22 protein-coding genes are annotated in these 24,395 nt (G+C 71.3%); 15 read left to right on the plus strand and 7 right to left on the minus strand.

All coding sequences use genetic code 11. The features are described from left to right. Window positions 1–11 precede the first annotated feature (11 nt). The 6 genes from ACFFIA_RS10210 to ACFFIA_RS10235 all read left to right on the plus strand — a co-directional run bounded on the left by ACFFIA_RS10210 (window position 12) and on the right by ACFFIA_RS10235 (window position 7,423). Entirely contained in the window at window positions 12–1,448 is a 1,437-nt protein-coding gene (locus ACFFIA_RS10210; RefSeq protein ID WP_377249075.1) for a TldD/PmbA family protein, read from the plus strand. Further along, the gene (locus tag ACFFIA_RS10215; RefSeq protein ID WP_377249078.1) at window positions 1,448–2,806 is read left to right on the plus strand and encodes a TldD/PmbA family protein; all 1,359 of its coding nucleotides are present in this window, start codon (window positions 1,448–1,450) and stop codon (window positions 2,804–2,806) included. Before ACFFIA_RS10210 ends, ACFFIA_RS10215 begins: the two co-directional genes overlap by 1 nt. A gap of 82 nt (window positions 2,807–2,888) precedes the next feature. Further along, the gene (locus ACFFIA_RS10220) at window positions 2,889–3,497 is read left to right on the plus strand and encodes a hypothetical protein (protein ID WP_377249081.1); all 609 of its coding nucleotides are present in this window, start codon (window positions 2,889–2,891) and stop codon (window positions 3,495–3,497) included. A gap of 201 nt (window positions 3,498–3,698) precedes the next feature. Beyond that, window positions 3,699–4,502, plus strand: a complete 804-nt coding sequence (sdhC, locus tag ACFFIA_RS10225; protein WP_377249084.1) for a succinate dehydrogenase subunit SdhC — start codon at window positions 3,699–3,701, stop codon at window positions 4,500–4,502. Between the two features lie 12 nt (window positions 4,503–4,514). Further along, a complete protein-coding gene (locus ACFFIA_RS10230) occupies window positions 4,515–6,425 on the plus strand; it encodes a fumarate reductase/succinate dehydrogenase flavoprotein subunit (protein ID WP_377249087.1) in 1,911 nt (636 codons plus the stop codon). Then, entirely contained in the window at window positions 6,425–7,423 is a 999-nt protein-coding gene (locus tag ACFFIA_RS10235) for a succinate dehydrogenase/fumarate reductase iron-sulfur subunit (protein WP_377249090.1), read from the plus strand. The genes ACFFIA_RS10230 and ACFFIA_RS10235 overlap by 1 nt, the downstream gene beginning before the upstream one ends. Window positions 7,424–7,560: 137 nt before the next feature. On the opposite strand, the gene ACFFIA_RS10240 is transcribed toward ACFFIA_RS10235, so the two are convergent. Beyond that, window positions 7,561–7,989 carry a (deoxy)nucleoside triphosphate pyrophosphohydrolase gene (locus ACFFIA_RS10240; protein ID WP_377249723.1) on the minus strand — a complete coding sequence of 143 codons (429 nt, stop codon included), beginning with the start codon at window positions 7,987–7,989 and terminating at the stop codon, window positions 7,561–7,563. A 166-nt stretch (window positions 7,990–8,155) separates the two neighbouring features. Between ACFFIA_RS10240 and ACFFIA_RS10245 the strand changes: the two genes are divergently transcribed. Then, the gene (locus ACFFIA_RS10245) at window positions 8,156–8,467 is read left to right on the plus strand and encodes a 4a-hydroxytetrahydrobiopterin dehydratase (RefSeq protein ID WP_377249726.1); all 312 of its coding nucleotides are present in this window, start codon (window positions 8,156–8,158) and stop codon (window positions 8,465–8,467) included. Window positions 8,468–8,627: 160 nt separating this feature from the next. Here ACFFIA_RS10245 and ACFFIA_RS10250 read toward each other — a convergent pair whose 3' ends face one another. Genes ACFFIA_RS10250 through ychF form a run of 3 tightly spaced genes read right to left on the minus strand, consistent with a single transcriptional unit; the run spans window position 8,628 to window position 10,317 of the window. After that, window positions 8,628–8,942 carry a HigA family addiction module antitoxin gene (locus ACFFIA_RS10250; RefSeq protein WP_377249093.1) on the minus strand — a complete coding sequence of 105 codons (315 nt, stop codon included), beginning with the start codon at window positions 8,940–8,942 and terminating at the stop codon, window positions 8,628–8,630. Further along, complete coding sequence (locus tag ACFFIA_RS10255; protein ID WP_377249096.1) at window positions 8,917–9,198, minus strand: type II toxin-antitoxin system RelE/ParE family toxin; 282 nt, start codon at window positions 9,196–9,198, stop codon at window positions 8,917–8,919. Before ACFFIA_RS10255 ends, ACFFIA_RS10250 begins: the two co-directional genes overlap by 26 nt. 33 nt (window positions 9,199–9,231) lie before the next feature. Next, window positions 9,232–10,317 carry a redox-regulated ATPase YchF gene (gene ychF, locus ACFFIA_RS10260; protein WP_377249099.1) on the minus strand — a complete coding sequence of 362 codons (1,086 nt, stop codon included), beginning with the start codon at window positions 10,315–10,317 and terminating at the stop codon, window positions 9,232–9,234. A 98-nt stretch (window positions 10,318–10,415) separates the two neighbouring features. On the opposite strand from ychF, the gene ACFFIA_RS10265 reads away from it, so the two are divergent. The 5 genes from ACFFIA_RS10265 (at window position 10,416) to valS (ending at window position 18,667) form a co-directional block, all read left to right on the plus strand. Further along, window positions 10,416–11,840, plus strand: a complete 1,425-nt coding sequence (locus ACFFIA_RS10265) for an AlkA N-terminal domain-containing protein (RefSeq protein WP_377249728.1) — start codon at window positions 10,416–10,418, stop codon at window positions 11,838–11,840. A 47-nt stretch (window positions 11,841–11,887) separates the two neighbouring features. Beyond that, window positions 11,888–12,388 carry a methylated-DNA--[protein]-cysteine S-methyltransferase gene (locus ACFFIA_RS10270; protein WP_377249102.1) on the plus strand — a complete coding sequence of 167 codons (501 nt, stop codon included), beginning with the start codon at window positions 11,888–11,890 and terminating at the stop codon, window positions 12,386–12,388. Between the two features lie 110 nt (window positions 12,389–12,498). Further along, window positions 12,499–14,229: an ABC transporter ATP-binding protein gene (locus tag ACFFIA_RS10275; RefSeq protein ID WP_377249105.1), complete on the plus strand. Its 1,731-nt coding sequence runs from the start codon at window positions 12,499–12,501 to the stop codon at window positions 14,227–14,229. Beyond that, window positions 14,213–16,045 (plus strand): ABC transporter ATP-binding protein, encoded by a 1,833-nt coding sequence (locus ACFFIA_RS10280; RefSeq protein ID WP_377249108.1) that lies wholly within the window; start codon window positions 14,213–14,215, stop codon window positions 16,043–16,045. Before ACFFIA_RS10275 ends, ACFFIA_RS10280 begins: the two co-directional genes overlap by 17 nt. A 39-nt stretch (window positions 16,046–16,084) precedes the next feature. Then, entirely contained in the window at window positions 16,085–18,667 is a 2,583-nt protein-coding gene (gene valS / locus ACFFIA_RS10285; RefSeq protein WP_377249111.1) for a valine--tRNA ligase, read from the plus strand. 175 nt (window positions 18,668–18,842) lie between these two features. Here valS and ACFFIA_RS10290 read toward each other — a convergent pair whose 3' ends face one another. Together ACFFIA_RS10290 and ACFFIA_RS10295 are read right to left on the minus strand one after the other, a co-directional pair. Beyond that, on the minus strand, window positions 18,843–19,508 hold the full coding sequence (locus tag ACFFIA_RS10290; RefSeq protein WP_377249114.1) for a hypothetical protein: 666 nt from the start codon (window positions 19,506–19,508) through the stop codon (window positions 18,843–18,845). Window positions 19,509–19,642: 134 nt separating this feature from the next. Then, window positions 19,643–20,401, minus strand: a complete 759-nt coding sequence (locus ACFFIA_RS10295) for a hypothetical protein (RefSeq protein ID WP_377249117.1) — start codon at window positions 20,399–20,401, stop codon at window positions 19,643–19,645. A gap of 53 nt (window positions 20,402–20,454) precedes the next feature. Between ACFFIA_RS10295 and rmuC the strand changes: the two genes are divergently transcribed. Beyond that, window positions 20,455–21,594 (plus strand): DNA recombination protein RmuC, encoded by a 1,140-nt coding sequence (gene rmuC, locus ACFFIA_RS10300; RefSeq protein WP_377249120.1) that lies wholly within the window; start codon window positions 20,455–20,457, stop codon window positions 21,592–21,594. Here the strand turns inward: rmuC and ACFFIA_RS10305 are convergent. Beyond that, window positions 21,571–22,578, minus strand: a complete 1,008-nt coding sequence (locus ACFFIA_RS10305; protein WP_377249123.1) for a 4-hydroxy-3-methylbut-2-enyl diphosphate reductase — start codon at window positions 22,576–22,578, stop codon at window positions 21,571–21,573. The two genes, rmuC and ACFFIA_RS10305, sit on opposite strands and share 24 nt — an antisense overlap. Window positions 22,579–22,663: 85 nt before the next feature. Between ACFFIA_RS10305 and xseA the strand changes: the two genes are divergently transcribed. Continuing rightward, the gene (xseA, locus tag ACFFIA_RS10310; RefSeq protein WP_377249126.1) at window positions 22,664–23,893 is read left to right on the plus strand and encodes an exodeoxyribonuclease VII large subunit; all 1,230 of its coding nucleotides are present in this window, start codon (window positions 22,664–22,666) and stop codon (window positions 23,891–23,893) included. 274 nt (window positions 23,894–24,167) lie between these two features. Then, window positions 24,168–24,371, plus strand: a complete 204-nt coding sequence (locus tag ACFFIA_RS10315) for an exodeoxyribonuclease VII small subunit (RefSeq protein WP_377249129.1) — start codon at window positions 24,168–24,170, stop codon at window positions 24,369–24,371. The last annotated feature ends 24 nt before the right edge of the window (window positions 24,372–24,395 follow it).

Consider the following 24,395-nt stretch of genomic DNA (forward strand, 5'->3'; position numbering starts at 1 on the left):
GGTCGTTTCTCATGACCCACTTCGACGTGGCTACCGCCGCGGTGCAAGCCGCGCTGGACGCCGGGGCGCGTTACGCCGACGCCCGGGTGATGCACCGGCGCTACGAGGCGATGTCCGCCAGAAACGGCGAAATCGAGGATCTCAGCCAGAACGAGGACGCCGGCATAGGCGTCCGGGCGCTCGTCGGGAGCGGATGGGGCTTCTACGCCGTACCCGATCTGTCGGATGCCGCCGCCCGCGCGGCCGGTGGCCGGGCCGCGAAGACCGCGGCCGCCAGCGCGCGCGTACCAGGGCCCGCCGCGGACCTGGCGCCGGTCGGTGCCGGGGCCGGCTCGTGGGCCTCGGCCTGCGAGATCGACCCGCTCGCGGTGCCCCTCTCCGACAAGGGCGACCTGCTGGTGTACGCGACCAAGACGATGCGCGAGCACGGCGCCGACGTGGCCGAGGGCTTGTACCAGATCTGGGACACCGAGAAGTGGTTCGTCTCCAGCGAGGGGCACCGGATCGACCAGCACATCCGGGAGTGCGGGGCGGGGATCTCGTCCACCGCGATCGGTGACGGTGAGGTGCAGCGGCGCAGCTACCCTGCCTACCGCGGCCAGTACGGCACCAGCGGCTGGGAGCTCGTCCGGGCGCTCGACCTGGGCGCGCACGCGGCCCGCACCGCCGAGGAGGCGCGCGCCCTGCTCAGCGCGCCGCTCTGCCCGGAGGGCGAGACCACGCTGATCCTGGGCGGCGAACAGATGGCCCTACAGATCCACGAGTCGGTGGGGCACGCGATCGAGCTGGACCGGATCCTCGGCTGGGAGGCCGCGTTCGCCGGTACGTCCTGGCTCGACCTCGACCAGCTCGGCAGCCTCCACTATGGGTCCGAGCTGATGAACATCACGATCGACCCGACGATCCCCGGCGCGCTCGGCAGCTTCGGCTTCGACGACGAGGGCACGCCGGCCGCCCGCCGCGACGCGGTGCGCGAGGGGCGCTGGGTCGGCGTGCTGGCCGGGCGCGACTCGGCCGCGGTCGCCGGGCTCGACTACGCGGGCAGCGTACGCGCCGACGGCTGGGCCCGCCTGCCGATGGTGCGCATGACCAACGTGGGGCTGGAGCCCGGGCCGCACACGCTCGAAGAGATCATCGCCGCCACCGACGACGGCATCCTCATGGAGACCAACCGCTCCTGGTCGATCGACGACAAACGGCTCAATTTCCAGTTCGGCACCGAGGTCGCGTACGAGGTCAAGAACGGCAGGCAGGGGCGGCTGCTGCGCAACCCCACGTACACCGGGATCGGGCCGGTCTTCTGGCGCTCGATGGACATGCTCTCCTCCGAGATCGTCCCGTGGGGTACCCCCAACTGCGGCAAGGGGCAGCCCGGCCAGATCGGCCACACCGGCCACCCCGCCGCTCCGGCGAGGTTCCAGAACGTTCGGGTGGGAGTGAAGGGCTGATGAACGAGATCGCTCGCCGGGTCCTGGAGATGGCCGGCCCGGGCGTCGAGGCGGAGGTCTTCGTCGGCCACACCGCGCTGGCGCTGACCCGCTTCGCCAACTCGTTCATCCACCAGAACGTCGCCGACGCCACCACGTCGGTACGCCTGCGCCTGCACGCGGACGGGCGGACCGCGACCGGTTCGACCACCGTCACCACCGACGAGGGCCTGGCCGGGCTGGTGCGGCGGACCCGTGAGGCGGCCCGGCTGCTGCCGCCCGACGCCGGCTGGCCCGGCCTCACCCCGCCCGCGCCGCTGGACGGCGAGGGCAACTGGGACGAGGCCACCGCACAGGCGTCGCCCGACGCGCGGGCGGATCGGGTACACGCGTTCGTCGCCGCCGCCGGCGGGCTGGAGACGGCCGGTTACTGCCGCACGTTGCACGTGACCGGGACGTTCGCCAACTCGGCCGGCCAGTCGGTCAGCGGCCGCACCGCCGAGGTGGCGATGGACGCGATCGCCCGGATCGACGGCGCGGACGGGCTGGCCCGCCTCGCCAGCGGCCGGCTCTCCGACGTGGATGGTGCCGCGCTCGGCGCCCGGGCCGCCGCGAAGGCCCGCGCGAGCACCGGCGCGGTCGAGCTGCCACCGGGCCGGTACGAGGTCGTGCTCGAAGCCCCGGCGGTGGCCGACCTGCTCCAGAACTTCGCGATGTACGGCTTCAACGGCAAGGCGTACAACGAGCGCCGGTCGTTCGCCGAGCCCGGCGCGGAGCAGTTCGACGCCGCGATCACGCTGGTCGACGACACGGCCGGCCCGGGAGGGCTGGGGCTCCCGTTCGACGCGGAGGGCATGCCGAAGCGCCGTGTGGTGTTCGTCTCCTCCGGCATGACCATGACGGTGGCGCACGACCGGCGTACGGCGGCCGAGGCACGCGCGCAGTCGACCGCGCACGCGGTGGCGGGCGGCGGCGGGTTCGGGGCGGTGCCGACCAACATGCGGCTCGAACCGGGGCCCGCGGGCGCGCGGGTCGAACTCGGCGCGGTCGTCGACCCGGCCGCCGCGCCGCTGGTCGCCGCCGTCGAGCGGGGACTGCTGGTGACCGACCTCTGGTACACACGCGTGCTCGACCCGAAGAGCCTCGTGGTGACCGGCCTGACCCGCAACGGAGTGTGGCTGATCGAAGACGGTGAGATCACCAAGCCGGTCCGGAACTTCCGGTTCACCCAGTCGTACCCGCAGGCGCTGGCCCCGGGCGCGGTGCTCGGGGTGGGCACGGAGGTGACCACGGTGCCCGACGGCTGGGGCGCGGCGTGGCGTACGGCGCCCGCCATCCGCCTCGCCTCGTGGAACTTCACCGGCGGCGCGTCGGGCTAGGGCGTGTGGAGCGGGGCGCCCGGCCGGGCGCCCCGCGATCATGGGGTGGATCACACAGCGCCGCAGTGCTTGACTTGGCGCCGTGACGGACGACGACGCGCTCACCCCCGCGGAGACGCCCCCGGACAAGCCGGCCACCGCCCCGGACCGACCGCCCGCCGACCCGGCGACCCGGCGCCGTCGACGGCTGCTCGCCATCGGCGGCGGGCTGCTCGCCCTGCTCGTCGTCGGGGCGTGCGCCGGCGGCATCGCGGTGATCAGCACGATCGATGGCCTGGCCGACCGCGCCAAGGAGAACAAGCGGAGCGTGGCCCGCACCGAGGCCGCCTGCGTGGAGCTCGAGCGGCGGCTCAACCGGGTGGCCCCGCCCGGCTCGACGGCCAACCCGCGGGCCCGGGCCACCGCCGTGCGCAACGAGAACGCGGCCGTCCGCCCCTTCCTCGCCGAGCTCGACCAGCTACCGGGCGACCGCCGAGAGCATCGACAGGACTGGCTGGACGCGTGGAGCCGGCTGGTCGACGCGCGGGCCGCCTACGCTGGCGCGCTGGAGGGCCAGGCGGCCGGCGGGGAGCCGGCGTTCTTCGTGCCGCCGCAGGGTCAGCGCGGCAAGCCGGTGGTCGAGCGACTGGTCGACGCGGGACCCGACTCCTGTGACGGATCCGTCCGCCGTCTGGCCAGCCCGGACCTCTGAGAATCGCCTCCTGGACCTCCGCCGGCCCGCCTCGGACCCGGCGACGGACCCCGGTCTGGCAGGTAGTGAACTACTGCACAACCCACTGGACTTACGTAATCCACCTGACACACGCAAGACTCCCATGCACGTGGCCGTCAACACGCGGCGTAACGTGTAGCACCGAAACCGCGCGGATGCGCCGTTAGGGAGACATAAAGAATGACGACTACGGCAACGAGGCCGGGTGCGCGGGCGCGCGCCGCCATCGCGGCGAAGACCCTGCGTACGGACCGGTGGTGGTTGGCCCCGCTCATCACCGTCGTCGGACTCGGCGGTTGGGTCACGTACGCCACCGTGCGGGTCTTCATGCACGACTTCTACTGGGTCGAGGACTATCACTACCTCACCCCGTTCTACTCGCCGTGCATCACGGACCGGTGCATACCCGAGGCCGCACACTTCGGCACGTTCCTGCCGGGCTGGTGGATCATCCCGGAGGCTGCCTTCAGCCTCCCGTTCCTCCTGCTCTTCCGGCTCACCTGCTACTACTACCGGAAGGCCTACTACCGCGCCTTCTGGCTGTCGCCGCCGGCCTGCGCGGTGCCGGACGGGCACAAGAAGTACGGCGGTGAGACGCGCTTCCCGCTGATCTTCCAGAACGCCCACCGGTACGCGTTCTACGCCGCCGGCATCATCTCGATCATCAATACGTGGGACGCGGTCCTGGCGTTCCACAGCCCGCAGGGCTTCGGCTTCGGCCTGGGCAACGTGATCCTGGTCGGCAACGTGGTGATGCTCTGGGCGTACACCATCTCCTGCCACTCGTGCCGGCACATCGTCGGCGGCCGGCTGAAGCACTTCTCCAAGCACCCGATGCGCTACCGCGCCTGGACGTTCGTCTCCAAGCTGAACGTGCGGCACATGCAGCTCGCGTGGATCACGTTGGGCACGCTCGCGCTGACGGACTTCTACATCATGGCCGTGTCCGCAGGCTGGTTCTCGGACCTCCGGTTCATCAACTAAAGGCGCCCAGACATGACTACGCGAATCGAACGACACCACTACGACGTCGTCGTCATCGGGGCCGGTGGTGCCGGCCTGCGCGCGGCGATCGAAGCCCGGTTGGCCGGTAAGAAGACGGCGATCATCTCCAAGTCGCTCTTCGGCAAGGCGCACACGGTCATGGCCGAAGGCGGTGCGGCCGCGGCGATGGGCAACGTCAACAGCCGCGACAACTGGATGGTCCACTACCGCGACACCATGCGCGGCGGGAAGTTCCTCAACAACTTCCGGATGGCCGAGCTGCACGCCAAGGAGGCGCCAGACCGGATCTGGGAGCTGGAGACGTACGGCGCGCTGTTCGACCGTACGAAAGACGGCAAGATCTCGCAGCGCAACTTCGGCGGCCACGAGTACCCGCGGCTGGCGCACGTCGGTGACCGCACCGGCCTGGAGCTGATCCGCACCCTCCAGCAGAAGATCGTCTCCCTCCAGCAGGAGGACAAGGCCGAGACCGGAAGCTACGACTCGCGGATCCGGGTCTTCGCCGAGACCACGATCACCGAGCTGCTCCTCGACGGTGACAAGGTGGCCGGCGCGTTCGGCTACTACCGCGAGAGCGGCGAGTTCGTGCTCTTCGAGGCGCCGGCGATCGTACTGGCCACGGGCGGCGTCGGCCGGTCGTACAAGGTGACGTCGAACTCCTGGGAGTACACCGGCGACGGCCACGCGCTCGCCCTGCGCGCCGGCTCGACGCTGATCAACATGGAGTTCCTCCAGTTTCACCCGACCGGCATGGTCTGGCCGCCCTCGGTCAAGGGCATCCTGGTCACCGAGTCCGTACGCGGCGACGGCGGCGTGCTGAAGAACTCCGAGGGCAAGCGGTTCATGTTCCAGTACGTCCCCGACGTCTTCCGCAAGCAGTACGCGGAGACCGAGGAGGAGGGCGACCGCTGGTACACCGACCCGGACAACAACCGCCGTCCGCCCGAGCTGCTGCCCCGTGACGAGGTCGCCCGCGCGATCAACAACGAGGTCAAGGAGGGGCGCGGCTCCCCTTCCGGCGGAGTCTTCCTGGACATCGCCAGCCGCCTCCCGGCCGAGGAGGTCAAGCGGCGACTCCCGTCGATGTACCACCAGTTCAAGGAGCTGGCCGGTGTCGACATCACCAAGGAGCCGATGGAGGTCGGGCCGACCTGTCACTACGTGATGGGCGGCGTCGAGGTCGATCCGGACACTGGTGCGGCGGCCGGCAGCGTGCAGGGGCTCTTCGCGGCCGGTGAGGTCTCCGGCGGCATGCACGGCTCCAACCGGCTGGGCGGCAACTCGCTGAGCGACCTGCTCGTCTTCGGCAAGCGGGCCGGCGAGCACGCGGCCACGTACGCCGACGCGCTCCCCGCCCGCCCGAAGATCGCGCCGGCCGACCTCGACCGGGCGGTGGAGGCCGCGCTTGCGCCGCTGGAGCGAGACGGCGGGGAAAACCCGTACACGCTCCAGCAGGACCTTCAGGCCGTGATGGGCGACCTGGTCGGCATCATCCGCCGCAAGGGCGAGCTGGAGGAGTCGCTGGTCCGCCTCGCCGAGCTGCGCGAGCGGGTCAGCAAGGTGAGCGCCACCGGCGGCCGCCGGTACAACCCGGGCTGGCACCTCGCGCTCGACCTGCGCAACATGCTGGTCGTCTCGGAGTGCACCGCGAAGGCGGCGCTGGAGCGGGAGGAGTCCCGCGGTGGCCACACGCGCGAAGACTTCCCGGCGATGAACCCGCAGTGGCGGCAGGTCAACCTGGTCTGCTCGCTCGACGGCGACAAGGTGCGGCTGGAGCACAAGCCGCTGCCGAAGATGCGGCCGGAGCTGATCCAGCTCTTCGACCGTGCCGAGCTTTCCAAGTATCTGACCGATGAGGAGCTCGCCGAGTTCGACGCGCTCGCTGAGGAGGCTGCCAAGTAATGGGCGCGAAGCGTCGTTTCAAGGTCTGGCGGGGTGACGAGACCGGCGGTGACCTGAAGGACTACGAGGTCGAGGTCAACGAGGGCGAGGTCGTCCTCGACGTCATCCACCGGCTTCAGGCCACGGAGGCGCCCGACCTGGCCTGCCGCTGGAACTGCAAGGCAGGCAAGTGCGGCTCCTGCTCGATGGAGATCAACGGCACGCCGCGACTGGGCTGCATGACCCGGATGTCCACGTTCACCGAGGACGAGACCGTGACGGTCACTCCACTGCGGACGTTCCCGGTGATCCGCGACCTGGTCACCGACGTCTCCTTCAACTACGACAAGGCACGGCAGACGCCGGCCTTCGCGCCGCCGCCGGAGCTGGCCCCGGGCGAGTACCGGATGAAGCAGGTCGACGTCGAGCGCTCGCAGGAGTTCCGCAAGTGCATCGAGTGCTTCCTGTGCCAGAACACCTGCCACGTGGTGCGTGACCACGAGGAGAACAAGCAGGCGTTCGCCGGGCCGCGCTACTTCATCCGCGCCGCCGAGCTGGACATGCACCCGCTCGACGCGCGGGAGGACCGCAAGGAGTACGCCCAGGCCACGATGGGCATGGGCTACTGCAACATCACGAAGTGCTGCACGGAGGTGTGCCCCGAGCACATCAAGATCACCGACAACGCGATCATTCCGATGAAGGAGCGCGTGGTCGACCGCCGGTACGATCCGCTGGTGTGGCTGGGCCGGAAGATCTTCCGGCGCGACCAGCTCGAGGAGGCGGAGCAGGCCTCCGCACTCACCGGTGTACGTACGGAGGGATCCCACGTGGAGCAAGGGGTCAACTGGCACCGCGAGGTGCCGCGGCCGCAGTCCGCGCCGGTCGCCGAAGACGGCAAGCTGCCGATCAGGGAATTCACGTTCGACCGTGCGGGCGGCCCGTCGCCGTTCGGCGAAGACGTGAAGTTCCCGCTGCCGCCGGAGGGCCTCAACTACGCCCACCCCGAGCGGGACTGAGCGGTTTCAGCGTGACGAGGGCGCCCCGGAGATGCTCCGGGGCGCCCTCAGCGCTTCCACGCCAGCCCAGGCCGCTGACGGCCGCCTCCGCCCGCTTCCCGCGCCTCGCGCGGCGCGGGCCTAGCGGGGCGCGGGCCTCAGCGCTTCAGGAACGGTGGCAGGGCGGCCACGATCGGCGCGTCCGCCGGCAGCCACTGCACGGAGAGCAGCTCCTCGGTGCCGAGCCAGCGCAGCTCCTCGTGCTCCAGCGCCTGTGGCACGCCCCCGTCGAGCAGCTCCGCGGTGAAGACCCGCAGCACGGCACGCCCGTGTCCCAGGAGCACGTCGTCGCCGACCCGCTCGCCCACGGCGACCCGCACCCCGAGTTCTTCCTCGCACTCTCGGACGAGCGCCTCCACGTCGGATTCGCCCGACTCGACCTTCCCGCCGGGAAACTCCCACATTCCGGCCATCTCAGGAGGATCAGATCGAGCGCAGGCCAAAACCTTCCCGTCTACGATGATCGCGGCGCCGACGATGATCCTTTGGTTAATCCGTTCGGACTGCACGGCCGACCAGCCTTCCAGATCAAAAAGGAATTCGGGTGCCTGAGGCGTCCCGTACGGCACCAGAAGACGGAAATGTGGGCGTGGACACACCAGCCGGTTAGCGGCAAGACTGGGGGCACCGAACGATGACGAGATGGCGACGATTTGGCCACAAGCCGGCAACGACGCCTGGGAGGTGTGGCATATGCGCGCTCTGTGGGGAAGCAGGGCCAGCCGTGACTACCTCAGCGACGCCCTGACCCTGCTGCCTGGCTGGACCCGCGAGGGCCGGCAGATCAAGCGCACGCTGGTAATCGACGATTCACAACACGCAGCACTCACCGAGCGTATCAAGGTGGTCGCCGATGCGTTACACCTGCAACCTGAGGTCCGGCGCCTCGACGGGCACACGCAGATCCGCCTGATCCCCCGCGACGGCGAGACCATCACCGAGGGCGAGGTCACGCTGGCCGCCCGCATCGAAGACGCATACCGGACCGTAACCAGCGACGTGTGACCGGCGTGCTCACGTTGAAGCGAATCAGATAGTCGAGCAGCAGCGTGTGGCTGGTGTCCACGGCCACTTCAATCAGGTCGGACTGACTCACGAAACGGTCGAGTACCCGTCGTTCGAGGTCGCCGTACCTGCTGGCAAGGATGCTGAGGTTTGCCTTACCTCAAGCGATCTTGAGTGGCTTGATGGCGTCGAGTTCCGCCTGAATCTGGTCCTCTTCGACGTCCAGGTCGTACTGATCTTGCAGGTTGAGCCAGAACTGGGCCGAGGTGCCGAAGTACCTGCCTAGGCGCAGGGCCGTGTCAGCCGTGATCGAGCGCTTGCCGTGCACGATCTCGTTGATCCGGCGGGGCGGCACGCCAACGGCGACCGCAAGCCTGTTCTGGGTGATGTGGAACCCCTTGATGAAGTCCTCCATCAGCACTTCGCCTGGGTGGACGGGGTCCAACTTGTCAGTGGTAGTCGACGACTTCGACATCCTCAGCACCTCCGTCCTTCCACACGAAGCAGATCCGCCACTGGTCGTTGATCCTGACGCTGTACTGACCCTTGCGGTCGCCCTTCAACGCCTCCAGGCGGTTACCCGGAGGAATGCGAAGATCGTCCAGGGTAAGCGCCGAACCGACCTGCCTCAGTTTTCGCAGAGCCACCCGATGGATCCGCGGATCGATCGATCCAGCTCGTTCCCTGTTCCAGAGTCGCTCGGTGTCCTTGTTGCCGAACGACCTGATCACCGAGCCAGTGTATAACGTATCGCGTTAATAACGCTACACGTTAAACCGGAACTCGACGACGTCGCCGTCGCGCATCACGTAGTCCTTGCCCTCCATGCGCACCTTGCCGGCCGCCTTGGCGGCCGCCATCGACCCCGCCGCCATCAGGTCGTCGTAGGAAACGATCTCCGCCTTGATGAAGCCGCGCTGGAAGTCGGAGTGGATCACGCCTGCCGCCTCCGGTGCGGTGGCGCCGACCGGGATGGTCCAGGCGCGCGCCTCCTTCGGGCCGGCGGTCAGGTAGGTCTGGAGCCCCAGCGTGCGGAAGCCGACCCGGATCAGCTGGTGCAGGCCCGGCTCCGGCTGGCCGATCGACTCCAGCAGCTCGCGCGCCTCCTCCTCGGGCAGGTCGATCAGCTCGGACTCGACCTTCGCGTCCATGAAGACGGCCTCGGCAGGCGCCACGAGCGCGCGCAACTCGTCGAGGAATTCGCCGTTGGCCAGCTCCTCCTCGTCGACGTTGAAAACGTAGAGGAACGGCTTGGTGGTGAGCAGGTGCAGCTCGCGCAGCTCGGCCAGGTCGATGCCGGCCGCGGTGGCGCCGGCGTAGAGCGTGGTGCCCTCGTTGAGCACCTTTGCGGCGGCGGCCGCGGCGGCGGCGATCGGCGCCCGCTCCTTGCGGAGCTTGGCTTCCTTCTCCAGCCGGGGCAGCGCCTTCTCGATCGTCTGGAGGTCGGCGAGCATCAGCTCGGTGTTGATCGTCTCGATGTCGTCGCCGGGCGAGACCTTGCCGTCGACGTGCACGACGTTGGGGTCGGAGAACGCGCGCACGACCTGGCAGATCGCGCTCGCGTCGCGGATGTTGGCGAGGAACGCGTTGCCCCGCCCCTGCCCCTTCGACGCGCCCCGGACGAGCCCGGCGATGTCGACGAACGACACCGGCGCGGGGATCAGCTTCTGCGAGTCGTGGATCGCCGCGAGCTTGCCCAGCCGCGGGTCGGGCAGGCCGACGACGCCGACGTTGGGCTCGATCGTGGCGAACGGGTAGTTGGCGGCGAGCACGTCGTTTTTGGTCAGCGCGTTGAACAGCGTGCTTTTGCCGACGTTGGGCAGCCCGACGATGCCGATGGTGAGACTCACGGGCGGCCAGTCTACGCGCTGCCCCCATCCGCCCAACCGTCACGGTCATGTCCGAAAACCGCGAGCTTCCAGCTGGCGGGCGGGGCACGATCGATGGCGTGGAGTTGGACTTCGAGCGGTGCTACCGGGCCGTCGACAGCCGCGACGGGCGGTTCGACGGCTGGTTCTTCACCGCCGTCACCTCGACCGGCATCTACTGCCGGCCGTCCTGCCCGGCGGTCACGCCCAAGCCGGAGAACGTACGCTTCCACCCGACCGCCGCCGCCGCGCAGCGGGCCGGGTTCCGGGCCTGCCGGCGGTGTCGCCCGGACGCGGCGCCCGGCTCGCCCGAGTGGGACGTACGCGCCGACGTGGTCGGCCGCGCGATGCGCCTGATCGGCGACGGTGTGGTCGACCGCGACGGCGTACCGGGGCTCGCCGGCCGCCTCGGGTACACCGAGCGCCACCTGCACCGGATGCTCACCGCCGAACTTGGCGCGGGCCCGCTCGCGCTGGCTCGGGCACAGCGGGCGCAGACCGCGCGCATCCTGATCGAGACGACCGACCTGGGGCTGGCCGAGATCGCGTTCGCGGCCGGATTCGGCAGCGTGCGGCAGTTCAACGACACGATCCGCGAGGTGTTCGGGTCGCCGCCGTCGGCGCTGCGCAGGCCGAAGCGGGGGCCGGCGGCGAGCGAGGCCAGCGAAGCGCCCGAGCCCGGCGCGATCCACCTGCGCCTGGCGTACCGGCCACCGCTGCACGCCGAGTCGCTGCTGGAGTTCCTGGCGCTGCGGGCGGTGCCGGGCGTGGAGGAGGCGGACGCGACGACGTACCGCCGGGCGCTGCGCCTGCCGCACGGCACCGCGACCGTCGAGTTGACCCCGACGCCCGGCTACGTGGCCGCGCTCCTGCGCCTCTCCGACGTACGCGACCTCGCGCCGGCCGTGGCCCGCTGCCGCCGCCTGCTCGACCTGGACGCCGACCCGGTGGCGGTGGACGCCGCGCTCGCCGAGGACGAGGCGCTCGCCCCGCAGGTCGCGAAGGAGGCAGGCGTACGCGTGCCGCGGTCGGTGGACAGCTTCGAGATGGCGGTACGCGCGATCGTCGGCCAGCAGGTCTCGGGCGCCGCCGCGCGCAAGGTGCTGTCCCGCCTGGTCCCGCCCGGCGCCCAGCTGTTTCCCTCCCCAGAGGAGGTGCTGGCGCTGCCGGACGAGGCGTTCCGGATGCCGGCCGCGCGGCGGGCGACGATCCGCGCGCTCGCCGAGGCGGTCGCCGGCGGCGGGCTCGACCTCGACCCGGGCGCCGACCGCGAGGAGGCGGTACGCGGCCTGACCGCGCTGCCCGGCATCGGTTCGTGGACCGCCGGCTACGTCGCGATGCGGGGCGTCGGCGATCCGGACGCGTTCCTCCCCACAGACCTCGGGGTGCGCCGTGGCGCGAAGGCGCTCGGCCTCCCCGACGACCCGAAGGCGCTCGACGCGCACGCCGCCCGCTGGGCGCCGTGGCGCTCGTACGCCCTGATCCGACTCTGGAGAAACGCATGAAATCAAGCCACGCGCCGCATCACGGCACGCCTACGACGGGGCGCCGGATGTACAGCACGACCATCGCCACGCCGGCCGGTCCACTCACGATCCTGGCGAGCGACGCGGGCGCCGTCCGCGCGGCCGGCTTCACCACCGACGTGGCGGGCCTGCTCTCGCTCGTACACCCTGGGCTGCGGGAGGAGCCACGGCCGCGACCGGACCTCGGGCCCGTCACCGCCGCGGTGGCCTCCTATCTGGATGGTGATCTGGCGGCGATCGACGAGGTGCCGGTCGAGCAGCACACCGGCGGCGAGTTCCTGGCCCACGCGTGGGAGACGCTGCGGGAGGTCAAGCCCGGCCATCCGGTGACGTACACCGGCTTCGCCGAACTCGCCGGCCGCCCCGGCGCGGTCCGGGCCGCCGCCACCGCCTGTGCCCGCAACGCGGCCGCGCTCTTCGTCCCGTGCCACCGAGTGGTGGGTACGGACGGCACGCTGCGCGGCTACCGGTGGGGCCTGGACGTAAAGAAGTGGCTCTTGGCACACGAACGGAATACAAGCTCGTAAACGTCAGACGTAACCGTTACCGTCACTGTGTGCACTATGACGGTGACCGACACCATCCGGTGCACAATTTGTGGCGCATCCGCCGTTATGTCCGTCCTTATCTCGCCTTGATGGTGTGGTTGGTGCTCGCGGCCTTCGCGGCCACGGGCGCCAGCATCGCGGTGCCGCTCGTGGTCCAGCGCGTGGTCGACGGCCCGATCGCCCACCGCGACCCGTCCGGCCTGCTGTGGCTCGGCGGCCTCGCGGCGGTGTTCGGGCTGATCGAGGCGGTGCTCATCTTCGTCCGCCGGTGGACGCAGGCGGCGGCGGCGCTGGGCATGGAAGCGACGATCCGCAACGACATCTACGCCCACCTCCAGCGCCTCGAGATCGGCTTCCACGACCAGTGGCAGTCGGGACAGTTGCTGTCGCGGGTGACCGCCGACCTGTCGGTGATCCGGCGGTTCCTGTCGTTCGGGCTGGTGTTCCTGATCGTCAACACCGCCACCTACATCACGGTCGTCGCGCTCCTCATCCACCTACAGTGGCCGCTCGGGCTGCTGGTGGCGGCGAGCGCGATCCCGCTGTTCATCCTCAGCCGCCGCTTCTCCCGGGCCTACATCGCCGCCTCCCGCCGCATGCAGGACGAGCTGGGCGACGTGGCCACGCTGGTGGAGGAGTCGGCGCAAGGGCTGCGCACGATCAAGGCGTTCGGGCGGCGGCCGTTCATGGCCGACCGCTTCGGGCGCGAGGCGCGGCAGCTGCACGACACCGCGATCGGCAAGGGGCGGCTGCTGGCGCTCAGCTCGGCCCGGTTCGACCTGGTGCCCAACCTGACACTCGCGGTGGTGCTGGTCGTCGGCGCCGCCACGGTCGCCACCGACGGCATGACGCTCGGCGAGCTGGTCGCGTTCGTGTCGCTCCAGCTGATGCTGATCTGGCCGATCGAGTCGCTGGGCTGGATCATCGCCAACGCGCAGGAGGCGATGACCGCCGCCGACCGCATCCACGAGGTGCTCGACACGCCACCCTCCATCGTGGACAGGCCGGGCGCGGTCACCGTGGCCGAGTCCCGCGGCCACGTGCGGTTCGAGGGGGTCACGTTCACCTATCCGGGCACGGCGACACCGGTGCTGCGCCGGATCGACCTCGACGTGCGTCCGGGCGAGACGCTCGCGATCGTCGGCGCCACCGGCTGCGGCAAGACCAGCCTCGTCTCGCTCATGCCCCGGCTCTACGACGTCACCGGCGGGCGGATCACGCTCGACGGGCGCGACATCCGCGACATCCAGCTCGACTCGCTGCGGCGCCTGGTGGGCATGGCGTTCGAAGACCCCACGCTCTTCTCCATGTCGGTCCGGGAAAACCTGACGCTCGGCCGCCGGGAGACCACCGACGACGAGATCCACGAGGCGTTGCGAGTGGCGCAGGCCGAGTTCGTCTACGACCTGCCGTGGGGCCTCGACACGCGGATCGGCGAGCAGGGCCTCTCCCTCTCCGGCGGGCAGCGGCAGCGGCTCGCGCTGGCCCGCGCGGTCATCGGGCGGCCCCGCGTGCTCGTGCTCGACGACCCGCTCTCCGCACTCGACGTGCACACCGAGGCGCTCGTCGAGGAGGCGCTCGCCCGTGTGCTGCACGGCACCACCGCGCTGCTCGTCGTCCACCGGCCGTCCACGGTGGCCCTGGCCGACCGCGTGGCTCTGCTCGCCGACGGTGCGATAGCCGCGGTCGGCACGCACTCCGAGCTGCTCGACACCGTGCCGGCATACCGCGCCGCGCTGTCCGCCGAAGCGCCGGGCCCAGACGTGGAGCGGAGCGGGGCCTTCTCGTTGGATGGTTTCGACGATGTCGTCAGCCGATAGCTGGCGCGGCCGGGCGGCCGACGAAGCCGCCGACCAGACACTCGCCGAGACCGGCTCGGTCGTGCGGCTCCGCGCCCGCAGCCGAGTGCTGCTCGGCTCGCTGATCCGCCCTCACCGCCGGTCGCTCTCGCTCGCGGTCGGCCTCCTGCTGCTGCAGAACGCCGCCGGCATGGCCGGCCCGTTCCTCGTCATGCTCGGCATCGACCGGGGCATCCCGCCGCTGCGCGACGACGGCGACATGACCCCGCTGATCGCGATCGCCGCCGCGTTCCTCGCCGCGGCCGCCGCCGAGTACGCGGGCAAGCGCGGCTTCCTCATCCTCTCCGCCCGCATCGGCCAGGCTGTGCTGCTCGACCTGCGCCAGCGCGTCTACTACCACTTCCAGCGCCTCTCGATCGACTTCCACGAGCGATACACCTCCGGCCGGGTCGTCGCCCGCCTCACCAGCGACATGGACTCGATCGCCGAGTTGGTCGACGGTGGTATCGACGACCTCGTGCTCGCCGGCCTCTCCGTGCTCTCCGTCGCCGGCATCCTGCTCTGGCTCGACGCGCCACTCGCCGCAGTCACGCTGCTGGCCTTCCCGTTCCTGCTGTGGCTGTCCCGCTGGTTCGCCCGCGCCTCCGCCCGTGCCTACCGGCGCACGCGCGAGGCCGTCGCGCTCGTCATCGTCCACTTCGTCGAGTCGCTCGGCGGCATCCGCGCCGTGCAGGCGTTTCGCCGTGAGCCGCGCAACCAGCAGATCTTCGAAGACCTCAACGACGACTACCGCCGGGCCAACCTGCACGCCTTCCGCCTCATCGCCATCTACTCCCCCGGCATCAAGGTGATCGGCAACATCGCCATCGCGGTGGTCCTCACCTACGGCGGCTGGCAGGTCATGCACGACCACACCGAGCTGGGCGTGCTCGCCGCGTTCCTGCTCTACCTGCGCCGCTTCTTCGAGCCGATGCAGGAGCTGAGCCAGTTCTACAACGCGCTCCAGTCGGCCACCGCCGCGCTGGAGAAGCTCGCCGGCGTACTCGACGAAAAGCCCGCCGTCCCCGAGCCGGCGGTCGCCACTCCCCTGCCGGCCGGCGGCGGTGGCGCGCTGGTCTTCCACGCCGTGGCGTTCCACTACCGGCCCGACAAGCCGATCCTGCCCACGCTCGACCTCGAGATCCCGGCCGGGCAGACGGTCGCGCTCGTCGGACCCACCGGTGCCGGCAAGTCCACCGTCGCCAAGCTGGTCGCCCGCTTCTACGACCCGGTGCGGGGCACCGTCACGCTCGACGGGGTCGACCTGCGCGAGGTGGACGACGCCGAGCTGCGCCGCGCGGTCGTGATGGTCACGCAGGAAAACCACCTCTTCTCCGGCACCGTCGCCGACAACATCCGCTTCGGCCGTCCCGGCGCCACCGACCAGCAGGTGGCCGACGCCGCCCGCGCCATCGGCGCGCACACCTTCATCGAGGCGCTCCCCAAGGGGTACGACACCGACGTGCACCGCCGAGGCGGGCGGCTATCCGCCGGGCAGCGGCAGCTCGTCGCGTTCGCCCGCGCGTTCCTCGCCGACCCGGCCGTGCTCATCCTCGACGAGGCCACCTCCTCGCTCGACGTGCCGAGCGAGCGGCTGGTGCAGCGCGCCCTCCGCACGATCCTGCGCGAGCGCACCGCCCTCGTCATCGCCCACCGGCTGTCCACAGTGGAGATCGCCGACCGCGTGCTCGTGCTCGAAGCCGGTCGCATCGTCGAGGACGGCCCGCCGTCCAGCCTCATCGCCGGCGGCGGCCGCTACGCCGATCTGCACCGCCAGTGGCGCGACTCCCTTGTATAGGAGATGCCCGGCCGCCCGCCCGTCCGTAGTCTCGATCGCATGACTGATACGGCGCGGACCGCGCGCCCCGGTCTCCCCGACCGTCCCACGCTGGACGGGCTGGAGGAGAAGTGGGCGCGCCGCTGGCAGGAGGAGGGCACGTACGCGTTCGACCGGTCGGCACTCGGCGACAGCATCGCAGGGAGTGCCAGCGACCGGGGAGCGGCGCGGAGCGACCGGGCACTGCGCCGTTCGGACGTATACGCGATCGACACGCCTCCGCCGACCGTATCGGGCGAGTTGCACGTGGGGCACGTGTTCTCGTACACGCACACCGATGTCGTGGCCCGCTTCCAGCGCATGCGCGGCAAGATGGTCTTCTATCCGATGGGCTGGGACGACAACGGCCTGCCCACCGAGCGCCGTGTGCAAAACGTCTTCAAGGTGCGGTGCGACCCCGCGCTGCCGTACGACCCCGACTGGGCGCCCACCGGAGAGCCCACCAGCATCTCGCGGCAAAACTTCATCGAGCTGTGCGAGCGGCTCACGGCCGAGGACGAGCAGGCGTTCGAGGCGCTGTGGCGGCGGCTGGGGCTGTCGGTGGACTGGTCGCTGACGTACACGACGATCGGCCGCGCCGCGCGGCTGGCCTCGCAGCGGGCGTTCCTGCGCAACCTGGCCCGGGGCGAGGCGTACACGGCCGAGGCGCCGACGCTGTGGGACGTGGGCTTCCGCACCGCGGTGGCCCAGGCGGAGCTGGAGGATCGGGAGCGCCCCGGTGCCTACCACAAGCTCCGCTTCCACGGCCCCGACGGCGAGCCGGTGCACATCGAGACGACCCGGCCCGAGCTGCTGCCTGCGTGCGTGGCGCTGGTCTGCCACCCCTCCGACGAGCGATACGCGGCGCTGGTCGGCCGCACCGTGCGCACGCCGCTCTTCGACGTGGCGGTGCCGGTGCACGCCCATCCGCTCGCCGATCCGGCCAAGGGCACCGGCATCGCGATGGTGTGCACGTTTGGCGACCTGGCCGACGTGACCTGGTGGCGCGAGCTCCAGCTCGACACGCGCGTGGTGATCGGGCGCGACGGGCGGCTGCTGCCCGAGCCGCCGGCGGGCGTGCCGGCGCCGGCGTACTCCCCGCTGGCCGGGCTCACCGTCAAGGCCGCCCGCAATGCCATCGTCGGCCTGCTCGGCGAAGACCTCGTCGGCGAGCCACGGCCGATCACGCACCCGGTGAAGTTCTACGAAAACGGCGAGCAGCCGCTGGAGATCGTCGGCACTCGCCAGTGGTACATCCGCAACGGCGGTCGCGACCCCGGCCTCCGGGACGCACTGCTCGCGCGAGGGCGCGAGCTGCGCTGGATCCCAGAGCACATGCGCCACAGGTACGAACACTGGGTGGGCGGGCTCACCGGAGACTGGCTGATCAGCCGGCAGCGTTTCTTCGGCGTGCCGATACCGATCTGGTACCGGCTCGACGACGCTGGCGAGCCGGACCACGACCACCCTCTCACACCTGACGAGGCGCGGCTGCCGATCGACCCGTCCACCGACGTGCCTGATGGATACCTCACAGAAGACCGGGGACGGCCGGGCGGTTTCATCAGTGATCCGGACGTCATGGACACCTGGGCGACTTCCTCGCTTACGCCGCAGATCGTCGGCGGTTGGGAGACCGATCCCGACCTGTTCGCGCGGGTCTTCCCGATGGACCTGCGGCCGCAGGGGCAGGAGATCATCCGCACCTGGCTCTTCTCCTCGGTGGTCCGGGCCCACCTCGAGCACGGTGTGCTGCCGTGGCACACCACCGTCCAGTCCGGCTGGATCCTCGACCCCGACCACAAGAAGATGTCCAAGTCCAGGGGAAACGTGGTCACGCCGATGGGCCTGCTGGAGGAGCACGGCGCCGACGCGGTGCGCTACTGGGCGGCGAGCGGGCGTCCCGGCACCGACCTGGCGTACGAGCCACGGCAGATCAAGGTGGGGCGCCGGCTCGCGACGAAGCTGCTCAACGCGTCGAAGTTCGCGCTCGGGCTGGGCGCGGCCGAGGCGCTGCGGGCACCGGTGACCGACGAACTCGACCGGTCGATGCTGGCCGGGCTCTCCGCGGTGCTCCATGCGTCGACCGCCGCGTTCGACGACTACGAGCACACCGGCGCGCTCCAGGCCACCGAGGCGTTCTTCTGGACGTTCTGTGACGACTACATCGAGCTGGTCAAGGAGCGGGCGTACGGCTCGGGCGAGGGCGCCGAGTCGGCTCGCGCGGCGCTGGCGAGTGCGCTTTCGGTGCAGTTGCGGCTGTTCGCGCCCTTCCTGCCGTACGTGACCGAGGAGGTGTGGTCGTGGTGGCGGTACGGCTCGGTGCACCGCGCGCCGTGGCCGTCCCGGTACGAGCTGAAGAGCGAGGGTGACCCGGAGCTGCTGCGCGTGGCGAGCGCGGCGCTGACCCAGGTGCGCCGGGCCAAGTCGGAGCGGCAGCTCTCGATGCGGGCCGACGTGCCGCTGGCCGAGGCGCTGGGACCGGCCGAGCAGCTAGACCGGCTGGCCCGCGTGGCCGGTGACTTCCGCGCGGCCGGGCGGATCGAGCGGCTCGACCTGCTCCCCGACCGGACGCCCGAGCTGGTCATCGCCTGCGCGTTCTGAGCCGTCGAGCCCGATCCTCAGTGGGTCGGGCTCGACCCGCGGTAGGTCGGGCTGGCCCGGCGCGGTGGGTCGGGCTCGGCCCACCGGTGGGTCGGGCCGTCGGGCTGGCCCGGCCCGATGCGGTGGGTCGGGCTCGGCCCGCCGGTGGGTCGGGCCGGCTCGCCCGAGAACGCGGTCAGAAGTGGCTTGGCCAGTCGCCTCGGATGAAGCGCAGGCCGAGCAGGAAGAGGATCAGAGCCGGGAAGACGGCGAGCGTGACCGCCTGGAGCCGGTACTCGATCTGATGGCGCAGCAGCGCCAGCCCGTTGAGCGCGACGGCCACGGCGGCGGCCATCATGAAGCCACCCCACCAGTCGGTGTCGCCGAAGTCGACCGCGTCGCCGCTCATGAGCAGGAACATCACGCCGAGCGCGGCGCCGCAGAGGGCCAGCGTGGCGATCGTGCGGTGGAAGGCCCGGGCGAGCGGATGCTCCGGCCGCCAGATGTACGTGCCGGCGACCGCGAGCGTGGGCAGGATGATCATCACCGGCCAGCCCTCGGCCATCACGCCGAACATCAGCATCGCGCCGACCGCGAAGACGATCGCGCCGACCCAGCTGATCAGGTAGCCGGTGACCGCCCGGCCGCCGCCCCTGGTGAGCAGCGGCGCACCGGCCGCCGCGATGAACGCACCAGGCACCAGCACAAACCCGGCCCACCAGTGGAAACGCCCGGTCGCCTGGGCGATCGCCGTCACCGTCGCGGCGCCCATCGCCACCGCGGCCGCCGCGAACCACCAGGCCCGCAGCGGCTGGATCCGCACCGACTGGACCCCCGCCCTCGTCTGCGTCTCTAGGCTCACGCTTGTCGACTCTGCCCGGCGCACCGGCCGGACACCATCCGGCTAGCCCTACTCTCCGCGCTCCGGCTGGCCCGCCGCGCCGGGCCTCGCGGCCCACGCCGGCCAAGCGCCCGCCAGGGAGCGGGGCTCACGGGTCAGAAGTCGCCGCCGCCGAAGTCGCCGCCGCCGAAGCCCGCGTCACCGCCGAAGTCGCCGCCGCCGTAGTCACCGCCGTAGTCGCCACCACCTGCGTGGTCGGCGCCGTCACCGAAGCCCTCGGCGTAGCCGGCGTCGTACCCGTAGCCGGGGTCGGCGAAGGCCGGCGAGAAGAGGGCGTCGAAGATCAACAGGCCGCCGACCGCACCGGCGGCACCGGCGAGCGCCGGCTTCCACCACGGCTGCGAGTACCAGCCGGCCGGCACCGGGCGCCCCTGCACGCGCCCGCCCGGGTAGTAGTACGGCGTGTCGCTGCCGGGGCGCGGCCCCGCCTTGAGGTGCTGGCCCTGCACGTCGACCTCGCGCTCCACCGTCAACTGGCCGGTACCCTGCGCGGCGGCCAGGGGCGGCAGGTCGGGGCCGGGGTCGAGCCCCATCGCCAGCCGGGCCGCCCGCGCGTACGCGAGCCCCTCCAGCGCCGTCTCCCGCGCCAGCGCGTACTGCCGCACCGTGCGCGCCTGCTCCAGTTGGCTGCCGGCGGCCGTGTACCGCTCGCCGGCGTCCACCAGCGCCTGCCGGACGGCCGGCTCGTCGCCGTGCAGGTTCATGACCTGTCCGCCCAGCCGCTCGTACCACCGCTGTGCCTCGGCCCGGGCGTCCGCCAGCTCCCGGGCGTGCCGCTCCGCACTCGCCCGGCGCAGCAGGAACGCGCCGCCGGCGATCAGCACGATGAGCACGACCAGCAAAAACCACTCCATGTCACGACGGTACCCGGCCGGTTTCGTCGTACTCGTTTGGCAAGCTCACGGACGTGGACATTTCGACGCTGGCCGTGGTGGTCGTCTGTCTCGGTGCCGGGGGTGCGGTGGGGTGGCTGGCGGCGCGGGCCCGAGCCGGTGCGGAGCTGGCCCGTCTCGACGCCACGCTGCGCGCCACGCGCGAGGGCGAGGAGCGGCTGGAGCAGTCGATGCGCGCCCTGTCCTATGAGGCCACCGCCCAGTCGCAGGAGGCGGTGGCCCGCGCGGTCGCCCCGCTGCACGAGTCGCTGCGCCGCTACGAGCTGCGCGTGGCCGAGCTGGAGCGGGAGCGCGTCGACGCCTACGCCGAGCTGCGCGAGCAGGTGCGCTCGATGTCCACCGTCTCCGGCGAGCTGCGCACCGAGACCAAGCAGTTGGTCGCCGCGCTGCGGGCGCCGCAGGTGCGCGGGCGGTGGGGCGAGCACCAGCTACGGCGGATCGTCGAGGCCGCGGGGATGCTGGAGCACTGCGACTTCGCCGAGCAGGTCACCGCCGCCAACGACATCCAGGGGGTCCGGCCCGACCTGGTCGTCAAGCTCCATGGTGGACGGTCGGTGGTGGTCGACGCCAAGGCGCCCTTCGAAGCATACCTGGCGGCGATGGAGTCGCGCGACGAGCGGGGCCGTGACGGCCACCTCGACCAGCACGCCCGCCACCTGCGCGGGCACGTCGACGCGCTGGCCGCCAAGTCGTACTGGTCGGCGTTCGAGCAGACGCCCGAGTTCGTGGTGCTCTTCGTGCCGGCCGACCCGTTTCTCGACGCGGCACTCCAGCGCGACCCGGCACTGCTCGAGCACGCGTTCGCCCGCAATGTGGTGCTCGCCACGCCGGCGACGCTGATGGCGCTGCTGCGCACCGTGGCGTACGTCTGGCGGCAGGAGGCGCTGGCCCGTAACGCGCTCGCGGTGCACACGCTCGCCCGCGAGCTGTACGGGCGGCTCTCCACGCTCGGCGACCACGTGAGCAAGCTCGGTGGCGCGCTGGGCGGGGCGGTGAGCGCGTACAACCGGGCGGTGGGCTCGCTGGAGGCCCGCGTGCTGGTCAGCGCCCGCAAGCTCGCCGAGCTGGGCGTCTCCGACGACGAGCTGCCCGCGCCGGCCCAGGTCGAGATCTCGCCCCGGCAGCCCCAGTCACCCGAGCTGGTCGGCGACTAGCGCCGCGGCCTCCTTCGAGCGGGCGGCGGCGGCCGCCTTCATCTCGCGCTTGAGCTCCTGCGGGAGCGAGAAGGTGAGCCGCTCGTCAGCGGTCGTGACCTCCGCCACATCGCCGAAGCCGCGCGCCGCGAGGTGCTCCAGCACCTGCATGACCAGCTCGTCGGGGACGCTCGCGCCGGAGGTGACGCCGACCGTGGTGGCACCCTCCAGCCACTCGTCGGCGATCTCGTGCGCGTAGTCGACCAGGTGGCCGGCGCGCGCACCGGCGTCGAGGGCCACCTCGACCAGCCGCACCGAGTTGGAGGAGTTGCGCGAGCCCACGACGATCACCACGTCGCAGTCGGGGGCGATCTGCTTGACCACGTGCTGGCGGTTTTGCGTGGCGTAGCAGATGTCGTCGCTGGGCGGCGACTGGAGCAGCGGCAGCCGCTGCTTGAGCCGGGCCACGGTCTCCATCGTCTCGTCGACGGAGAGTGTGGTCTGGGAGAGCCACACGACCTTGGACGGGTCACGCACCGTCACCTTGTCGGCATCATCGGGGCCGTCGACGAGCTGGACGTGCGCGGGCGCCTCGCCAGCCGTGCCGATGACCTCCTCGTGACCCTCGTGACCGATGAGCAGGATGTCGTAGTCGTCGGCCGCGAACCGCTTCGCCTCCTGGTGCACCTTGGTCACCAGCGGGCAGGTCGCGTCGATCGCCTTGAGCGAACGCGCCTTGGCCTGCTCGTACACCTCCGGGGCGACGCCGTGCGCCGAGAAGATCACGATGGCCCCCTCGGGGACCTCCTCGTTTTCCTCGACGAAGATGGCGCCCCGGGCCTCGAGCGTCGACACCACGTGCTTGTTGTGCACGATCTGCTTGCGCACGTAGATCGGCGGCCCGTAGAGCTTGAGCGCCTCCTCCACGGTCTGCACCGCGCGGTCGACGCCGGCGCAGTATCCGCGGGGCTTGGCCAGCAGCACGCGCTTGCGGATCTCGGTCACTCGGCCATCGTACGTGCCGCGCCGCCCGACCCGCCCGGGCCGAGACCGGGGAGTACCCGGATGAGGAGCACATAGGCTGGCCTGCGTGACGCAGCCGGAGACGCCCAAGAGCACGCCTGAGGAGCCCTGGCCGGTCCGAGTGGTGAGCCAGAAGATCAGCGGCTGGGTCGCCAAGCTCGGCTGGGTCTGGGTCGACGGCCAGGTGGCGCAGATCAGCCGCCGCCCGGGGGCGAGCACGGTCTTCCTCACGCTGCGTGATCCGTCCGCCGACCTGAGCCTCACCGTCACCACAAACCGGGATGTACTGGACATCGGTGCGCCCCAGCTCAACGAGGGCGCCCGCGTCGTCCTGCACGCCAAGCCCGAGTTCTACGCCGCGCGGGGCACGCTCAGCCTGCGCGCCGACGAGATCCGCCAGGTGGGACTCGGTGAGCTGCTGGCCCGGCTGGAGAAGCTGAAGAAGCTGCTCGCCGCCGAAGGACTCTTCGCCCGCGAGCGCAAGCGGCGACCGCCGTTCCTGCCGGCGCGGATCGGGCTGCTCACCGGGCGCGCCTCGGCCGCCGAGCGGGACGTGCTGACCAACGCCCGCCGCCGCTGGCCCGCCGTGGAGTTCCGCGTGATCAACGTGGCGGTGCAGGGGCCGACGGCCGTACCGCAGATCGTCGACGCGCTCAAGGTGCTCGACGCCGACGAGACGATCGACGTGATCGTGATCGCCCGGGGCGGCGGGAGCGTGGAAGACCTGCTGCCCTTCTCCGACGAGGCGCTGTGCCGCGCGGTCTTCGCCTGCCGCACGCCGGTGGTCAGCGCGATCGGCCACGAGACGGACGCACCGCTGCTCGACTACGTCGCCGACGTGCGCGCCTCGACCCCCACCGACGCCGCCAAGCGGATCGTCCCCGACCTCGCCGAAGAGCTGCGCCTCATCGCCCTCGCCCGGCAGCGGCTGGGGCGCGCGGTGACCGGGCTGCTCGACCGCGAGCAGCACCGCCTCGACGCGATCCGCTCCCGCCCGGTGCTGGCCCGCCCACACATCATGATCGAGCAGCGCGCCGCCGAGGTGGGCGCGCTCCGCGACCGCGCCGCCCGCTCCCTCGACCACAAGCTCGCCGCCGCGAGCGGCGACCTGCGCCACACACTCGCCCGCCTCCGCGCGCTCTCCCCCGCCGCGACGCTCGATCGCGGATACGCCATCGTCCAGCGCGCCGACGGCCACGTCGTGCGCTCACCCTCCGACGTGGCCAAGGGCGACGATCTCCGGGTACGACTAGCGGCTGGTGAGGTGTCCGCCCAGGTGACCGACTCACCGGCGTGACGTGAGCGGGCCGGCCGCCCGGCCACCGGTAGGGTGACCGGCCATGAGCGAGCGAACCATCAGGCACGGCGTGTTTGAAGCCTCATGGCCGCCCGCAGCGAAGCGAGGACGGCCATGAGCGAGCGAAGCGAGCGAATCATTAGGCACAGCGCGCCAGGAGCCTCATGGCCGCCCGCAGCGAAGCGAGGACGGCCATGAGCGAGCGAAGCGAGCGAATCATTAGGCACAGCGCGCCAGGAGCCTCATGGCCGCCCGCGGCGAAGCGAGGACGGCCATGAGCGACTCGCGGTTGAGCTACGAGCAGGCCCGCGCGGAGCTGGCTTCCGTGGTGGAGCGGCTGGAGACCGGCGGCGGTTCGCTGGAGGAGTCGCTCGCGCTGTGGGAGCGTGGCGAGCAGCTCGCCGACATCTGCCAGCAGTGGCTCGACGGTGCCCGGGCCCGGCTCGACGCCGCCCGCGCCGCGCGCGAGGAGAGTTAGGAGCCGCGCGGCACGGGTAACCGC

Origin of the sequence: Phytohabitans kaempferiae (assembly GCF_042433955.1) — a bacterium.
Lineage (GTDB): Bacteria > Actinomycetota > Actinomycetes > Mycobacteriales > Micromonosporaceae > Phytohabitans > Phytohabitans kaempferiae.

Excerpts from the sequence above, each read along its gene's own strand:
- ACFFIA_RS10210 (WP_377249075.1), top strand. The coding sequence starts at position 12 with ATGACCCACTTCGACGTGGCTACCGCCGCGGTGCAAGCCGCGCTGGAC.
- ACFFIA_RS10215 (WP_377249078.1), top strand. The coding sequence starts at position 1,448 with ATGAACGAGATCGCTCGCCGGGTCCTGGAGATGGCCGGCCCGGGCGTC.
- sdhC (WP_377249084.1), top strand. The coding sequence starts at position 3,699 with ATGACGACTACGGCAACGAGGCCGGGTGCGCGGGCGCGCGCCGCCATC.
- ACFFIA_RS10230 (WP_377249087.1), top strand. The coding sequence starts at position 4,515 with ATGACTACGCGAATCGAACGACACCACTACGACGTCGTCGTCATCGGG.
- ACFFIA_RS10235 (WP_377249090.1), top strand. The coding sequence starts at position 6,425 with ATGGGCGCGAAGCGTCGTTTCAAGGTCTGGCGGGGTGACGAGACCGGC.
- ACFFIA_RS10245 (WP_377249726.1), top strand. The coding sequence starts at position 8,156 with ATGCGCGCTCTGTGGGGAAGCAGGGCCAGCCGTGACTACCTCAGCGAC.
- ACFFIA_RS10250 (WP_377249093.1), bottom strand. The coding sequence starts at position 8,942 with ATGTCGAAGTCGTCGACTACCACTGACAAGTTGGACCCCGTCCACCCA.
- ACFFIA_RS10270 (WP_377249102.1), top strand. The coding sequence starts at position 11,888 with ATGTACAGCACGACCATCGCCACGCCGGCCGGTCCACTCACGATCCTG.
- ACFFIA_RS10275 (WP_377249105.1), top strand. The coding sequence starts at position 12,499 with ATGGTGTGGTTGGTGCTCGCGGCCTTCGCGGCCACGGGCGCCAGCATC.
- ACFFIA_RS10280 (WP_377249108.1), top strand. The coding sequence starts at position 14,213 with ATGTCGTCAGCCGATAGCTGGCGCGGCCGGGCGGCCGACGAAGCCGCC.
- valS (WP_377249111.1), top strand. The coding sequence starts at position 16,085 with ATGACTGATACGGCGCGGACCGCGCGCCCCGGTCTCCCCGACCGTCCC.
- ACFFIA_RS10295 (WP_377249117.1), bottom strand. The coding sequence starts at position 20,401 with ATGGAGTGGTTTTTGCTGGTCGTGCTCATCGTGCTGATCGCCGGCGGC.
- ACFFIA_RS10315 (WP_377249129.1), top strand. The coding sequence starts at position 24,168 with ATGAGCGACTCGCGGTTGAGCTACGAGCAGGCCCGCGCGGAGCTGGCT.